Here is a 16,155-nt window from a genome sequence, read left to right on the forward strand (position 1 = left end):
CTACTTGGAAATTATAAAAAAAGCACGATCAAGCGCATAGCCCAGATCGAAAGAAGAGCATTAATAATACAAATGCCGATAATCGCAGCATAATGACGAGTATTGACTGCGGAAATACCTAAACAGCGTCCAACGTTCTGTACCGGATTTCCCATCAAATAAATGCCGGGAACCAAAATGGTTACTTGGACCGGATCCAAAATACCATTGTTATAAAGGCTGGCAGCAACGCCTATGCCCCCGCCCATGCTCATAATGGATGTAATAATGACAGTAGCGGCTTCGCCTGGCAGACCCCACAACGCCATAATAGGCGCAAAAGAAATCCCGATAATCTTGAGCAAACCAGTAACATCGAGAATACGAATAATGACAAAGGCCATGACAACGTTTGGTAGTAAGCTAGTAGTGCCAATAGTAAAACCACGCCGAGCACCTTCGACAAAAAGATCCAAAATGTTGGGTTTTATTTGTGGGCTTTGTTCGTTTGCAGACATAGCAAGTTCCTCCTTATGCAGATTTAGCAGCAAATGTTTTTAAATAAAGACGCATTAAATTCGCACCAATCACTTTAAACACCAGCATAACAATGATAGGAATCAGAATCGGTACCGTCATAAAAGCGAATACCGCCGCTCCCGATGAAAAATAGTTGGTAATAAACGCGCTTGCACTAGTTTGATACGCAATAATCACGGAGCGTTCGTCGTCGGTGATTTCACCGGCATCAACCAGTTCTTTAATCATCCCAGCTGCGGCATCTGTACTTTGCATGTTAGCAATATTAGCCAATGCACAAATTCCAGGCACGCCAAGAAGAGGCTTCAAGATTGGCGACATCAATTTCTGCGCGGCTCTGAGTCCCCCCAGACCATCTACAACATTGACAAGGCCAAGAGCCAAAATAACCGCTGGAATTAATTCCAAAGCAAAGAGAAAGCCGTCACGCGCACCGGTTCCGTTTGCACCTCGAAATGTAAAGCTTGACGAGGCTCCTTGAATTTTCCCAAAGCTTCCATTCAAAACATTAAAATCAAGAACCTTCCAAGGGCCTTCACTTGAAGAAAAAATTCCGGAAAACAGCAAAATGGCAGCAAAAAATGCTACATAACCAATCCAGCCGACTTGAATCGTATTTGTTTGTTTTTTAGTTTCCATAAATACCTCCTGTTATAGATGAACTTCGCGCGTTGTTATTATCTTAGCAAGGCCCGTGCCAAGTATTTTTTAAAAATCGCCTCCAAAAAATGCCCAAAATAGGGATATTGAGAACTATCCTCCTCTTAAAAGAAGGATAAATCGGGATAAAAAGGGAATTTTAAAGGGAATATAATTATTTAGGAGGAATTCCCTTTGAAATCTTTGGCCGTTGTCGCCATGGGAGAAAATACTGCCCATGCTTGCACGCAGCAATTACAACAAATCATGGGCAATAACGTAAATATCAGCCAATACTTTCTGCGAGAGAAGCCGCCAAAAGAATTTCAAGCAGATGTCGTTCTATTTGCCAGCGAAGAAGCCCACTCGTGGGGCAAAAGCATCTGTTCTCCACAAGCGGAAGTACTGATAGCAAGACGTTCCATCAACTACCATGAAGTAAAAAAGCTGCTGACAATCCCCTCTGGAACCGATGTGCTACTAGTAAACGATTTAATGACAAGCACCAATACCACGATCGCTTTATTGCAAACGTTGGGCATCGATCACATCAATTATCATCCTTGCTGTCCGGAGATGAACCAATATCCGCAACTAAAAATTGCCGTAACTCCGGGCGAAACGCAGTTAGTGCCTGATTTTGTGGAAACGGTTATTGATATAAAAACACGTTTGATCGACATTACTACGATTGTTGAAGTATTGTTAAAGTTAGATCTAATTTCTGTGTACGCAGAATTCTTATCTGCAAACTATGTGCGAGATATTATAACTCTTAGCAAAAACAGTTATCACGATGTAGCTGAAATACATCGCCTTGAGGAATTAGTACGCGAAAAAAGAATTCGCGAGCACAGCATTGCTCCGTATACCTTAGAAAAAATCATTGGCAAAAGCAAAGCCATTACAAGAACACTTACCATGGCCAAAAAAATGGCGGCATCTGATTCCACCCTCTTAATCCGCGGTGAAAGCGGCACCGGAAAAGAGCTTATTGCGCAAGGAATCCACAATGCGTCTTCTCGTCGCAACGGTCCGTTTGTAGCCGTCAACTTTGCGGCTCTTTCTGAGAATCTTTTGGAAAGCGAACTATTCGGTCATGTCGCAGGCGCTTTCACTGGCGCCAACCGCACGGGTGCTGTAGGGCTTTTCGAAGAGGCGAATCAAGGAACGATCTTTTTAGATGAAATCGGTGACGCACCGCTGTCTTTCCAAGTAAAACTGCTACGCGTTCTCCAGGAAAAGCAAATACGCAGAGTTGGCAGCTCCAAAGTTATTCCCATTAACGTCCGTGTCATTGCTGCAACCAATCAAAACCTGGAACGAAAAATACAAGAAGGCACTTTCCGCGAAGACCTATATTATCGTTTGCATGTTTTGCCCATCTACATACCTCCACTACGCGAAAGAGGTCAAGATGTTTTATTGTTGGCAACAGCCATGTACAACCAGAAAGACCTCTCGGTTGCACCGGAACACTATTTTTCCTACCTTAAAGAATCTCTTCTTAACTACAAATGGCCTGGAAATATTCGCGAACTGCAAAATTTAGTCGAATATCTCACAACGTTATCACCAGATGCAGCGCCCAAAGCCCATTGGCTTCCACCGTCTTTTCTCCTACCGCCCACCACCGAGCATCCAGATAAAGCGTCAACAAACAACGACCTTCAATTGCTTGCGCAGAAAGTGTATCGAGAAGTGCGTCAAGCCAATGAAGGGCATTATGCAATCGGGCGACGTTCCCTAGCTATAAAGCTACAGGAGCCGGAAAGCCGAATTCGAGAGGCTTTACATCTCCTGCAATCCACCGAAAAAATCCGAAGCCGTCGTGGTCGCAGCGGATTATTGGCGTTAGCGGAATAAGTATGAAAAAAGCCGGCCTCTGCAAATCAAGGATGCAGCGGCCGGCTTTCTTTTACCAAGCGGTAGTCTCACTAGAGATTCTTCTTTTTTATAAACTTTCCCCCAGGGTTTTCGCTCGTTCCAAAGCGTCCGTCTTTAGGATCTCGTCTTTATCATGCATTCCCGGCACGACAATCACGCCACGATCCTGCCAGCCCATAAACTCCAGCATGAGCTGATACGAGCGAACAATACCTTCAAATACCTTTTCTTCCTTGTCGCCGCCGGTTACCAACAAAATGCACTCTTTAATCGCCAAAGGCTTTTCAGCGATCAAAAAGGAATACATCTTATCCAGCGCCGCTTTCAGCTGCGTCGGAAAAGAAAACCAATACAGCGGCGTTGCCAGCACCAGCATATCCGCCGCTGCCAAGTGCGACGCCAGTTCGTTAAAATCATCAGAAATGGAACACGCCGCGCCTTTTTTAAAACAGGTCTGACAGTCAATGCAGCCCTTAATCGTTTTATCGGCAGTCGCATATTTCATAACCGTATGGCCCGCCTCCTGCGCTCCCGCAATAAAGGCATCCGCCATTTTTTCGCTATTGCCTCCTTTGCGCGGACTTCCTGTCAAAACCAAAATGTTTTTCCCCATCTTAGTACGCCTCCTTCACTAGAGTTTGCCTTATTTCTTCCTATCCGCAAGCAACGTCCCGCCGACGCCAATATTCTCATGGCTGTTTTCTTTCAACAGTACAATAAAAGCCGCCTCCGGCACGCTCATAATCTCCGCCGCTTCTCTCGTCAACACCTTCGCTAGTTTTCGTTTTTGCTCCACATTCATGAGAGCGCCTTCTATCGTAATAACCGGCATTCTACATTCCTCCTGTTAAAGCCGCGTTATGAGAAAGCAGCTTGTTTTTTTCATTATAGCTACATTGCTCCCATTATAAAAGTATGCACTTTTTAGGAAGATACTATATAAAAAGAAAGTAAAAGCCAACAGCAACTATTGCTGTTGGCTTTTACTTTCTTTTATCAATACACTTTATGCTTCCTGCAGCCGCTTGGCTACGTATTCAACCGCCGCCGCCAAGGTTTTCAGGTGCAAAATATCCGACCCCTGCATCACAATATCAAAGGCTTCTTCCAAATCGGCCAAAACCCAGCTGAAAGCCAGAGAATCCAGCCCTAACGAGGAGAGTTCCGCTTGCGGAGCAATGTCCTCGGCCTTCAAACCAGGTACTCGTTCCGCTAAAATGCCCCGAATTATTTTTTCAATCTCCTTTGTATCCATAGTTTGTTCCTCCCTTATTCATTTACTGCTTGGCTAAATTTTGCAGCGCCATTTCGCGCAGCTTAAATTTCTGCACCTTTCCGCTGGCGGTCAGAGGAAATTCCTCTACGAAGAAAAACATAAAGGGCACCTTGTTTAAGGCAATCCGCTCCCGACAATACCGCTTTAGTTCCAGTACCTTGGCGCTTTCTCCTTTTTGCAGCCGCACAAAGGCCACAATATCTTCGCCGTAATATTCGCTGGGAACGCCAACCACCTGCGCCTCGAGCACCTTGGGGTGCGTCATCAAAAAGGTTTCTATTTCCGCAGGGCCTATATTTTCACCGCCGCGGATAATCAAGTCTTTAATACGTCCCGTGATACGGCAGCAGCCCGCCGCATCAATGGCAGCCATGTCGCCGCTATGCCACCAGCCCTCAGCATCTACAGCCTTTTGCGTCTCTTCTTCCATCTTATAATACCGCAACATAGTCGACTGTCCGCGCACACACAGCTCACCTTCACCGCCTCGGGGGACTTCTTCCGTCGTCCCCGCTTTAACAATGCGCAGTTCCATCCCCGGCAGTGCCGTGCCGACATAGTTTATCCGCTCTTCTTGCGGTCTTGCGGAGCCGGCTAAAGACGCAATAATCACTTCCGTAGAGCCGTACAGGCAGCTAAACCCGGTTGCTCCCAGCTTCTCAATCACCGCCTGTACCAGTTCCGGCGGACAGCTGGCGCCCGCCATATCGCCCACGCACAATGAACTTGTATCATAAGAATTGCGTTCCCATTCCTCCAACAGCGCCACAAACATCGTCGGCGTACCGGACAAGCTGGTAACACCCTGTTCCGCGATCGCCTGCAACACCACGGGAGCTTGAAACCGCTCTACGCCCACCAACGTTCCGCCATAATACAGGGATGTTAAAATCACCGCATTGCCGTAGGCATGAAAGAAAGGCAGCGCCGAACACAACACCGAAGACGTCGTCAGCCCTTGGCGCTCTCCATAGGCTCTAGCATTACACAGGTACGCCTGCTGACAATGCACGACTCCTTTAGGCACGCCTGTCGTTCCCGACGTATATTGCAGTATAAACACCTCTTGCGAGCGTTCCTCGTTGCAGCGCTGTCTATACACTTCTTCCTCCACTGTAGCTCCGCCAGCCAAAAAATCAGGCCAGAGAAGAACATCCTCGGCTTCGGCAGCGCCAAAAAACACCACCTTACGCAGCTTCGGCAAACGTTCCCGCACCGAACGAAGCACCTCCAGCCAAGCCTCCGCGCCACTGCCTTGCACTTCTAAAAACAGCACCGTCGCATCGGAATGATGCAGTACATACTCCAGCTCGTACGCCCGATAATTGGTATTCAGCAGCACCAGCGGCACCCCGGCTCTGGCGCAGCCAAACTGCACGGAAAGATATTCCGGAATATTAAACGCCCAGATAGCAGCATGCTCGCCGCGCTCCATTCCCAACGCCATAAGACCCTTGGCCACTTGCGCCGCTTCTGCATCTAGCTGCGCATACGTATACGAACGGTTCTTCTGCGGATATACCGCCGCTGTCTTTTCCGGCCATTTAGCCGCCGCCAAGCGCAGCACTCCGCCCCACGATTGCGGGCACACATCCGCCCAGTCCTTCAAAACCAGCGCCTTAATCGCCTTAGCCTTCTTGGTGTACGCATGGATAGCTTTCTCATCCACGGCGATGGACACTTTTTGCATCAGCAAACCATCTCCGCCGTACCAGCCCGGCAAGACGCCGCCCAGAAAATAGCCGCGCCGCCGCAGTATCTCTACCGCCGCCCCGATCGTTTCATCCCCCAGCCGCAAGAAAGCCTGCAATACCACCGTCCCGGCTGCGGATGCCTGGCTTTCCCACAAGGCTGCCTTCGCCTCAAAATCAGCACCGATGTTAGTAATCGACAAGCGCGCCACACCGGCTCCGGCAAACATCTCGATAGAGCCTTCCGTCGCCACCGCCTGCGGCAGCGGAGCCGTCGCCTCGACAAAGTTACAGGCTTCCGCCAACTCGCCATACAGCAACGCAAACGCTTCTTGATACACCTGCGGCACATACACCGTCTGGCCGCTTTCGCCAGGAGACGAAAAAATCAGTACCGTCGAGGTTCGCTCGCCGCCCTTGGCAGCGTCTCCCGGCATCAACGCTACCTCTAAGCCAGTTTCATGATAACCTCGCTTGGTCATCATCATTTGCGTGAACAAATGATTGCAAACCGCTTCGCCCCAACTCTGCTCCAACCCGCGCTGGCGCGGAATTTCTGCCAGCGCATATTCCATCAAGGCAAAGCCTACAGAGGTTTGCCGCCATTCGTGGCACACCATAAGCTGGCCACATTCATACAGCTTGGAGTTCGGCGGCGTGGAGCGGTAAAAAGCAATATGACCGATTACCGCTCCGACCTCATTTCTCGCTACCGCCCGCCAGGTAACGCCCTCTTCTTCCTGGCGCACCAGCGCTTTGGGATCATATACCTCCGCCACCGGATAGGAGTCCCCGTACACTTCCCGATACAGCGCTACTACCCCGGCAGCGTCTTGCGGCTGAAAAAGCGCCAATTTCCATTCCTGCGTCACACTTACACCTCTTTCTGCATGCCAATTCCTCTTAAAATAACTGTTCCCTTCATTACCTCTTTTTTCCTGCTTAAACTGCTTCTCTCAAACAACGAAAGCACAGCCCCCTTATAGGCTAACATCGGCTTCTATTTTCTGTATTTCAACCTTTCTAACGAACACTATCGCATACAAATGAAAAGACGCCTCAATGATTTCTCACTGTAACGTCTTTTTCTCTTTCCCTCTTCTTAAAATTTCACTTCAATAACGCATCTAAAAGAAAAGGCTTCCATTGTCGTTTTTTTATGTCATAGGCGCCAAAAAACGAACCAAATTCCCAGTACCCCCAGGAAAAGCCATTCACTTCCGCCTCCTGCCGCACCGCCGTCGTCCACGCCGCGCGCATATCTTCGGGCACATTTTCGTTGACGCCGAACTCGCCCAGAAAAACTGAAATCTGCTGTTCCTGAGCCCACTGCTTTATCACGTCAAAACGCCTGGCTAGGTACCGCCGTTCTTCCTCCGAACCAGTCCAGGCTACGTCCTTATAGTTTTCATATCCAAGGTATTGGTGGTTTTGAAAGGTAAACTCCGGCGGTTCATAGTAGTGAACCGTTAAAATCAGCTTTTCACTATCCGGCAAGCGCAGCCGCGACAAACTATCTATGGAATTGTATGAATCTCCGCCGACAATAATATAGCGCCGGGGATTTTTCTTGCGTATAATCGTCACAGCTTCCGCCAGATACTCATTCCACAGCTCACCGCCTAGTTGATCATGCGGCTCGTTCAAAACCTCAAAGACCAAACGGTCCGAGTAGTTTTTATACCGCTCCGCCACTTGACGCCACACAGCCAGGTACACGTCATGATACCGCACTGGGTCTTTCATGATTTCATCAAAATGATGAAAATCAAGAATAACATACAGATTCTCCTTCAGCGCATAACGAATATGACCATCCAGTTTTTTCATGAAGGCCTCATCCAACACATACCCTGGCTGATCTTTGGCATAATCCGAAAGCCGCACCGGCAAGCGGACACAGTCAAAGCCCGCCTTTTTTACAACTGTAAAATACTCGTTTTCCAAGGTAACATCCCAAGGAGTTCCTTTAGGGGCTTCCAAGGCGTTGCCGATGTTGATGGCTTTACTAAAAGGCATCGCCGCTTCTGCAAAACCAACCCGCGCTCCCGAAAAAGCAAGTAAAAACCCAACTAGAAAAATGAACACTTGCAATTAACGCGCCTCCTTTCTCGCTCTTCAGCACCGCTTAGCTTTCATGCGTCCGCACTGCCGCTTATCGGTAGAGCGGTACGGCTTCTTTCACGGTATCCGGCAGAGAAAACAGTAAAAATACATAATCAATTCGCTTTCCTGCCATAACGCTTTCCAAGCTGCCTTTGTACTGCTTGGGATCTATAATCCATACTTCCGAACACAAATTAGCAAAAAACGCGATAACCGGATGCGCAAAGGAATCCTTTATAAAGAGCGCTTTGGGTCCAGCAGGGTTGTTCTTATTCACAATATGTCCTACCGGATAGTACCCATGCAAATACGCCGAATATTTGTCCTTGGACGGGTCAAAGAGATCCGCCTCCGTTGCAAAAGGATACTGAGACAGCAGACTTTTTTCAAAACGCCCCTCATAAGAGGTCGTTTTATTAGTTCCTTCATCGATTTCAAGGAAAAAGTTCGTAGAAAACTTTGGATAAACCAGAGTAAACGAATCCAGCCCCAGATAAAATTTTCCCGTTTTTCGGCCCATCGCGCCTAAGTAATCGGAGTAACGGATAAAGTTATAGTTTGCCTTGTTCAGATAAAAAGCATCTGCCTGAAAGCCTTGTGTTTTTTCCAGATAATGAGCCAGCTCCACATACGCCCAAAACGCCGTCTCCACCCGCCAATTGTGATCCGTACGAAAAAACAGCCCAGCTGGATCTAAAGCGCTTTCTTTTGCCGCTTCCCTAAGATCTAAGTAGGGAATTCCCTTTTCTTGCAATGCGGCAGCGTATAAATCCCCGCGCTCATTAAAATAGCCGTTTGGAAGCCCTTTGGCAAAGGTAGTGTAACCGGCAATGCTCCGATCCAGGGGAATCACGGAAACTACCTTTGTGTTTTGGGTCGCTGCCGCAGCTTGCAGTGCCGCCACACGCTCTACCAGTTCCGAATCGAAGCTTCCCTTCTCACCAAAGTACATATAATGGCCAAAGCCCTGCTCATCTTTGACGATTTCAAAATTGCTCTCTTCTTTCTTGTCCAGAAGCCGTTGCAGCAAGCCGTACAAATTCAAAAACACAGAGCGTCCTAGCACATTTTCCGTCAACGTTCCATTGATCTTGGTCATATACGCCTTATCAAAAACAGCCTCGTTTTCTCTCAAAGGCAAGAGCGACGGTATCGACTGTCCTGCCAAGGACGCGATGCTGCCGCAGACAAGAGCGCCCCATAGAACGGCGATCACTGCAGCGGCAATGCTTTTAGCTAAAAAATACTCTTTTATCATCATATCCCCCCTAGCGCACAAATGCGAGTCCGGCGTTCATATAGGGGCCTTTCAGCAAAACTGCAAAGGAAAGCAAAAAAACCAATAGGAGAAAGAGCGGATAAAAAACCATGATGGCTTTACCATATCGTTCATATACGCCATTTACTACGCAAGTATTAAAACGTCTGGCAACAGGCGTCATGAAAAGGAACGCCAAGACATAGGTCAGTAGGTTTTCCTTTAAAAACATCCAGACATAGTCGCTCCACAATCCCCCGCTGCCAAAAAGGGAGCTAAAGTAAACCCCCGCCGCCAGTAAAGACTCCGAGCGAAACAAGGTCCAGGAAATGCAGACAAAAAAGAACACATAAAGATACTGCCAGAAATATGGTTCTTCCCTATCAAAGATTTCAAGAAGCCGTTCCGCCGCAATAGCCAGAAATTGCAAGAGACCCCATAGGAAAAAATTCCACCCGACGCCATGCCATATTCCAATCAACACCCATACGATAAAGAGATTATAAATCAGCAGATCCGTATTTTTCACCCTTGAACCGCCTAATGGAATAAACACATAGCGCTTGAACCATCCTATCAGCGACATATGCCAGCGCCGCCAAAATTCGGTCATCGTCGCAGCCATGTAGGGGTAATTGAAGTTTTCCGGCAAGTCAAAGCCCAGCATCCGCCCTAAGCCAATTGCCATATCCGAATAAGCGGAGAAGTCAAAGAAAATCTGCAGTGCAAAGGATATAGCCCCCAGCCAGGCTAAGGACATGGGGATAGCTCCTGAAGCGCTCATAGCAAATGCGTGATCCGCTACAACGGCCAGGTTGTTGGCAATTAATAATTTTTTTCCTAGCCCAAGAACAAATCGGCACAAGCCAGTAGAAAAAGCACGCGTAGTTTCTTTGCGCCGAAGCAGCTGCGGCTCAAATTGCTGATAACCTATAATAGGTCCTGCCGCTACAGTCGGGAAAAAGGAAAGATACAAACCTACATTCACAGGATTTTCCGGATACGTCACATTTCTACGGTACACTTCTATCAAATACGAAATAGCCAGCAGCGTATAAAAAGAAACTCCCAGCGGCAATGCAAAACTAGGAATAATCTGAGAAAGCAGCCCCCATTCCATGCTATTTAGCAGAAAGCCAGTGTACTTGATATAGATAAGGCCGCACAAATTGAAAGCGACTCCAGCATACATGGTATATTTCCCATAACGCCGATTGTTCACTATCGCTACGCCGAACAAATAGTTCACTCCCATAGAGCAAAGTAAAAACACCGTTCCCTGCACATCGCCCCAGGCATAAAAAACCAAGCTGGCAAGCAGCAAAAAGAGGTTCTGCACCGGACGATATTTTAGAACGTAGCAGATCGCCACTACCAGCGGCAAAAAATATACGATAAAGGCAATGCTGGAAAACATCATTGTTGGTTCACTTCCTCCGCTTTCCGCCGCAGCTTTCTATTTCCGTAAAACAAAATTATACCTGCTACCGCCGCCAAAACGAGCAGCATATAGCGCAACAGCCGGTAGGAATCCTCCTGAAAAAACAAATTCGCTATAGAGTCCGCCGTCTTTTCGGCAGCAACCGTGCCAGCCGCTGCGTCTGCCTGAACAAACACATCTTTAGCAACTTGCTGGCCATTGGGAAGCAGCGCAAGAATTCTTACCTTTCCTGCGGCGGCTTGGTTGGTTATTCTCAGCTTGCCGTTTTCGCTAATGGAAACCCCTCCATACGGCGCAGCCAATTGGAACGTACCCGGCAGGTTCTTGTCCAGGCGATACTGAGCAATACTTTCCGCATCTCGCTGCGGCGCTTGCAGGGAATCTTCCCCGGTTATCGAAGGCGCCTGCGCAATATTCTTGACTAAGGCACTACCTTGCGGGTACAAAAAGAAATTTTCAAGCCGCAGATCCACCACAGCCTCCTGAGGCACATGAAAATCCACCGTCCAAGCCGTGAAGTAGTCAACCGGGTAATTCTTGCCCCGATACTGCAAGGAGGCAAAGGGCACAATGAGCTGACCTCGTTTTCTCGGCGGAACCGCCACACCCCCGTCTTGAGGCATTACCACCAACGGCGGCTGGTTTTCCTCTTGCCACTGGCAAGGACCGACTGCTTTTAATACTACTAACGGACTTAATTTTACCGACAGCTCCGGCCTAACCGCTACATTGCTGTTGTTTTCAATGGCAAAGGCTACTGCGTCGCAGCCGCCCCAGCGAGTTAAGCCGTACATGGCGAAGGTCAGCGTATAGTCTGCCTGCGGAAGACCCCGGGTGTCCCCCTTGAGCAAATACGCGCCGCCTTGCTGTGCAAGGGTAAAATGAACGGCTTCCGAAGTGTGAAGTTTTGGCGTTCCCTGCAACACAGGGGCGGCGATAGCCGAAAAGGTAAACAGCATCGCCAGAAGCGTTAAAAACAGAAGCTTATATATACGCTCTTTCATCAAAATCACGTATTTCATTTCCCTTCTTCTCCGTTTGTACGCTTGGATACATATGATTACCATGTTCGTCGGTCCATTGGCTCAGTACCTCGTAGAAGCCCGGCAAGTAAACAAAATCCTTAAAGTTCACCACTTGATACAACGAACAGCCGTCTACGTCCTTGCGCATCAATGAGCATATAAAGGAAATACTTTCACTAACCAAAATAGTCATCTTTTCTGGTGTTTCCGATTTCTCCGGCGAATCCACCAACGCATACATATAGTTAAAATTGACGAGCCGCACTACATCGCCAGCCAGCGTTTCATATAACCGGTTGACTTGAATGCGCGGCAGCCTGCGATTGGAATAATCTTCTTGCGGCAGCCTACGATGTATATTTTTCACCAGATCATCCAGCAGGCTTATGGACGATACCAGCTCATCCGGCAATGACGGCAGCCGGTCATACACAATGCTGTACAGCGCCATTTTATTCGTAAAATCAGCTGGCTCGACAATACGAAATGCATAATGGTACTCTCCGCGAACATACGTCACTTTTACGATTCGGCAGGTAAAGGACGCACGAAATCGATCATTAGCCAGGTATCCTTCCAGATCCACATCGTCCGGAATGTATTGCGGTTGAGGAAATACCGTAGAAAATCCATGTTCAGAAATGTCAATCGTCCGGCTTACCAACGCAAAACCACGCCAGGAAATGCCGCACGACAAGTCAGCCACATAACGCTCGCTGGCCCGCCTGACTTCGCGCCCAAAGGTAAAGAATACGGCCATCAATAAATTGTACAGATTGATGACCAGCCAGAAGATGATTGCAAAATAGGTCATAGAACCGGTAGCAAAGGTGTAGTAAATGCAGTTTACAATACCTAGCACCGTAAATATAGCCAAGAGCAAATGCGGAAGTCCTTTTATATACTGATAACTGCGAAGATCCTCTTTCACACCGTCTTTTTTCGTAACCGCAAATTTGCGCATACTGATGCCCAGCGTTTCCATAATCACTGCTACAAAAAGAAACGGAAACATGATGGTTTCGTACACGTTGGTCCAGCGGGTATTGCGTATATTGCCCGATAGCCTCTTTAACGCCTGGGACTGCAGAACATACATAGGAAGCCAGAACAGCAGCACCTCGTAAATCGTACATTTGACAACCGTAATGCCGAATACGGCAAACGCAATCGGCGAAGCAATGTAAAAAAAGCGTTTAATCGGCGCATACCAATAAAGAACGGATGACAAATAGCCAATTCGCTGCCCTAACGACCATCCTTTACCAAAAAGGAAATTAGTCGCCTTCAAGGTCTGAATACAGCCTCTGGCCCAGCGACGCCGCTGACTAATCAAGCTCTTTAAATCGTCAGGAGAAAGTCCGGTCGCTACTGCTTCGTCAACAGCAAAACAACGGTATCCTTTTCGTTGAATCATGATACCCGTGGCAAAATCTTCCGTAATAACACCGGTAAAAAAGCCGCCGACATCCTCTAAGGCCCGCCGGGAAATGACCGTATTGGTGCCGCCATAGATAACCGTATTGCTACGGTTTCGGGAAATTTGCACATCGCGATAAAAATAATCTTGCTCGTCAGGAATGTCCTGTTCCGAGTAGAGATTGAATTGAAACAAATCAGGATTGTAAAAGCACTGCGGCGACTGAATAAAGCCTATTTTAAGTTCCGGAATGCGCGAATTCTTCTCCCGCTCTTGGCGCACCACTTCTTCGGCATAAAAATAAGGAATAAGGGTCATTAAAAACGTACGAAGTGGAATCATATCCGCATCCAGCGTAACAATCAGCGGCGAAGACGTCACCGCAAGGGCATTGTTAAAGTTACCGGCCTTAGCATGCTTGTTGTCTTGGCGCTTGATATAGTTAACACCCATTTTTTTCGCCAGCGCTTCTACTTCTTCGCGACGATTGTCATCACAGACATAGATATGCACCTTGCTCAGATCCGGATATTCCATATTAATACAGCCGTTAATGGTTTTTTCCAGAAGAGCTGGAGGTTCGTTATACGTCGCAATGAGTACATCCACATGTGGATACCAGTCTACCGGAGGCTTCTGTTTTTTGAGGGTTTCAATATGAGACATATTATAGTAGTGCTCGAAGGCCTCCAACATACCGACAAATTCTACAACCACCAGCCCCAAACCAAAAAACAAAGCCCAGTATCCCAGATCAAGGGGAATCGTGAAAATAATCCGCCACGCCATATAAATAATGGTCGAAAGAACGGTAGCTACAAACAAAAGCTTGCCAAACTTCTTATTGCTTTTAGGAATCGTATACAAGCAGCACCATCCTTTCCGCAGCGTTAGCCTCACAGCGCTTTATGATAAAACAAAGATAGATTGAAACCGTTATAGTTCTTCGGCGCATCGCCAATCGTAGAAGCGCCATCTCTCATCTTGAAATACTGAAGCGCTGCTGACCACCGATCGTTCGCGTTTATTTTTCGCTCGTATCCCAGAGAAAACGTATATTTAGTACGCCCCATAACTTCAACATAGTAATATTGAGGATTTCCCAACGCGTCCGTATAGCTTTGAAGACCGTCATAACGGTTCCCATTGGTACGCATCACATCAAAGGATAGTTTAAAGGTATCTTTTGCATTCAGTTTCTTGCTCCAGGCGCTTCCGAAATACTGCGTATAGGCATTATTCGTATTCTGTGCGCCTTGATCGTTTCGCCCTGCGTTTTCCAGCCAGTAGTAGAACAGTAATTCCTTCGTATCATCCAAGACCTTATTATAGGTCAATCGATAGTTCCAGCCGTCTTTTAAATGATAGGAATTGTTGTTTTGATACGTAGTTCTCCCATAACTGGTATTGACGATTTCCGCCACAAACTGTCGCTTCTTTTCCGCTAGCTGATACCTCAGAAATTTTCGCCATTCGTAGCCAGGCGAAACCGTATCACCGGGAATGTCACTCGTTTGGTCGTATGATCGACCAAAGAGATATCCCGTTCCTGCGGTCCATTTAATCGTCTCGCTTTGCTGCCAGTTCATCTGTATCCCCGGCGTCATCTGCCAGCCCTTGCCATAGGGATCAAGTTCAACTAGATCGTCCGACATTCTTGCATTGCGCTGTTTAGCGTTTAGACTGGCGCTTCCCGTGGGCAAAGTCAAATTAAAAAGATAGTCAACACTGTACTGTTTATGTTCCACCCGTTTAAACAGATTGATCTTTGTATCCGCCAAGGTATTGATACTGCCGTCCCGCCCGGCTGCTCCGTTATGAGCCATTACATAGGCAGTAGACAGCCTAAACGAATAGCTGTCTTTCCCAAACCTATATTGCCAGGGCTGCACCATCTGATAGCCGCTGCCACTGCCGCTTCGCCAGGAATAAAAATTAAGCCCTGTATCAAACGCAGAAAATGAATAAACACTGGGATGAGCCAGCTTGTACAATAAGTCGCCCTGCATAGATACAGCACGACTCAGGTTATCCTCGGCCTTACCCAACGCCTCAGTATAAGCAGCTTCCGCTTCCATGGCAAAGGCAAGTTCCTGCTTCGCACTAGCTGAGCGACTCTCCGCAGCAATCAGCTTATCGGTCTTCTCTCCCAGCCGCCAATCACTTCCGGCATTTTCAGCATCCAAACGACGAGCGTCCGCCAGAAGCTGCTCCGCCCGATTCTGCGCGCGAACCGTCGCAGACCAATCCACAATATACTCTTCCGGTGCGCCAGGCAGTGCGGCTCCGCTGTCGACCAGCCGCTGAATCTCCGCTTCTCTGTCCCAGGAAGCGCGTACTAGGGCATTGGCTCTCTGCGAAGCAGCCGCTGCCGCATCGTAAGCGTCTTGCACCTGCTGCTGCATGGCTTGCTGCCGTATTTTCGCCTCGTTCAGGGAGGCTTGCGCCTCTTCCTTCGCAACGGCTGCCTGCTCAATCTCCAGGCGGGCCCGTTCAAGCCTCGCTTTGGCGCTCTGCAGATCGCTTTTAAGCTGCGCTACCGAATTCCCCGCTCTTTCTACCCAGTCTGACGCATCTTTTTTATAACCAGCTTCGCGTTCGTTCTGGATTTTACGAGCCTCGAGATTATTGAAATCGCTCTTGGCATTTTCAATCGTCTCTCGGACATCCTTGGGAACGCTAATCGCCGTATCAGCCCAAGCGATAGATTGGTCAAGGAGCAACAGACTTGAAAGCAACATAACTTTTGTGAAGTACTTTTTATTCTTCATAAAGTTTACATATACTCCCTTTTAATTTAAGACTTCACTAACTATACTCTCAAAAGATACGTTCTCAATGTTCACTTTACCATAACTATCTTTGAGAAAACTTTTTCGACTTATATTCTGTA

At 47.8% G+C, this 16,155-nt stretch carries 13 protein-coding genes; 1 reads left to right on the top strand and 12 read right to left on the bottom strand.

The window, feature by feature from the left end; translation table 11 throughout:
* Window positions 1-11: 11 nt before the first annotated feature.
* Entirely contained in the window at window positions 12-497 is a 486-nt protein-coding gene (locus tag C508_RS0113245) for a YjiG family protein (protein ID WP_018704050.1), read from the bottom strand.
* 13 nt (window positions 498-510) lie between these two features.
* Window positions 511-1,158, bottom strand: a complete 648-nt coding sequence (locus C508_RS0113250) for a nucleoside recognition domain-containing protein (RefSeq protein WP_018704051.1) — start codon at window positions 1,156-1,158, stop codon at window positions 511-513.
* A gap of 195 nt (window positions 1,159-1,353) precedes the next feature.
* On the opposite strand from C508_RS0113250, the gene C508_RS0113255 reads away from it, so the two are divergent.
* Window positions 1,354-3,024, top strand: a complete 1,671-nt coding sequence (locus tag C508_RS0113255) for a sigma-54 interaction domain-containing protein (protein WP_018704052.1) — start codon at window positions 1,354-1,356, stop codon at window positions 3,022-3,024.
* An 88-nt stretch (window positions 3,025-3,112) separates the two neighbouring features.
* On the opposite strand, the gene C508_RS0113260 is transcribed toward C508_RS0113255, so the two are convergent.
* The 10 genes from C508_RS0113260 to C508_RS0113305 all read right to left on the bottom strand — a co-directional run bounded on the left by C508_RS0113260 (window position 3,113) and on the right by C508_RS0113305 (window position 16,033).
* On the bottom strand, window positions 3,113-3,658 hold the full coding sequence (locus tag C508_RS0113260) for a flavodoxin family protein (RefSeq protein WP_018704053.1): 546 nt from the start codon (window positions 3,656-3,658) through the stop codon (window positions 3,113-3,115).
* Window positions 3,659-3,688: 30 nt separating this feature from the next.
* Window positions 3,689-3,877: a 4-oxalocrotonate tautomerase DmpI gene (gene dmpI / locus C508_RS0113265; RefSeq protein WP_018704054.1), complete on the bottom strand. Its 189-nt coding sequence runs from the start codon at window positions 3,875-3,877 to the stop codon at window positions 3,689-3,691.
* Window positions 3,878-4,051: 174 nt separating this feature from the next.
* Window positions 4,052-4,300, bottom strand: a complete 249-nt coding sequence (locus tag C508_RS0113270; protein ID WP_018704055.1) for an acyl carrier protein — start codon at window positions 4,298-4,300, stop codon at window positions 4,052-4,054.
* Between the two features lie 22 nt (window positions 4,301-4,322).
* Entirely contained in the window at window positions 4,323-6,884 is a 2,562-nt protein-coding gene (locus C508_RS20165; RefSeq protein WP_018704056.1) for an AMP-binding protein, read from the bottom strand.
* Between the two features lie 238 nt (window positions 6,885-7,122).
* Window positions 7,123-8,100 (bottom strand): glycoside hydrolase family 5 protein, encoded by a 978-nt coding sequence (locus tag C508_RS0113280; RefSeq protein ID WP_245553739.1) that lies wholly within the window; start codon window positions 8,098-8,100, stop codon window positions 7,123-7,125.
* 67 nt (window positions 8,101-8,167) lie between these two features.
* On the bottom strand, window positions 8,168-9,376 hold the full coding sequence (locus tag C508_RS18595; RefSeq protein ID WP_018704058.1) for an alginate O-acetyltransferase AlgX-related protein: 1,209 nt from the start codon (window positions 9,374-9,376) through the stop codon (window positions 8,168-8,170).
* Between the two features lie 10 nt (window positions 9,377-9,386).
* Window positions 9,387-10,796 (bottom strand): MBOAT family O-acyltransferase, encoded by a 1,410-nt coding sequence (locus C508_RS0113290; RefSeq protein WP_018704059.1) that lies wholly within the window; start codon window positions 10,794-10,796, stop codon window positions 9,387-9,389.
* Entirely contained in the window at window positions 10,793-11,839 is a 1,047-nt protein-coding gene (locus C508_RS0113295) for a hypothetical protein (protein ID WP_018704060.1), read from the bottom strand. The genes C508_RS0113290 and C508_RS0113295 overlap by 4 nt, the downstream gene beginning before the upstream one ends.
* Window positions 11,802-14,129, bottom strand: a complete 2,328-nt coding sequence (locus tag C508_RS0113300) for a glycosyltransferase (protein WP_018704061.1) — start codon at window positions 14,127-14,129, stop codon at window positions 11,802-11,804. The genes C508_RS0113295 and C508_RS0113300 overlap by 38 nt, the downstream gene beginning before the upstream one ends.
* Window positions 14,130-14,158: 29 nt before the next feature.
* Window positions 14,159-16,033: a coiled-coil domain-containing protein gene (locus C508_RS0113305; protein ID WP_018704062.1), complete on the bottom strand. Its 1,875-nt coding sequence runs from the start codon at window positions 16,031-16,033 to the stop codon at window positions 14,159-14,161.
* Window positions 16,034-16,155: the final 122 nt, after the last annotated feature.

This window comes from Anaeromusa acidaminophila DSM 3853 (assembly GCF_000374545.1).
Classification (GTDB): Bacteria; Bacillota; Negativicutes; order Anaeromusales; family Anaeromusaceae; genus Anaeromusa; species Anaeromusa acidaminophila.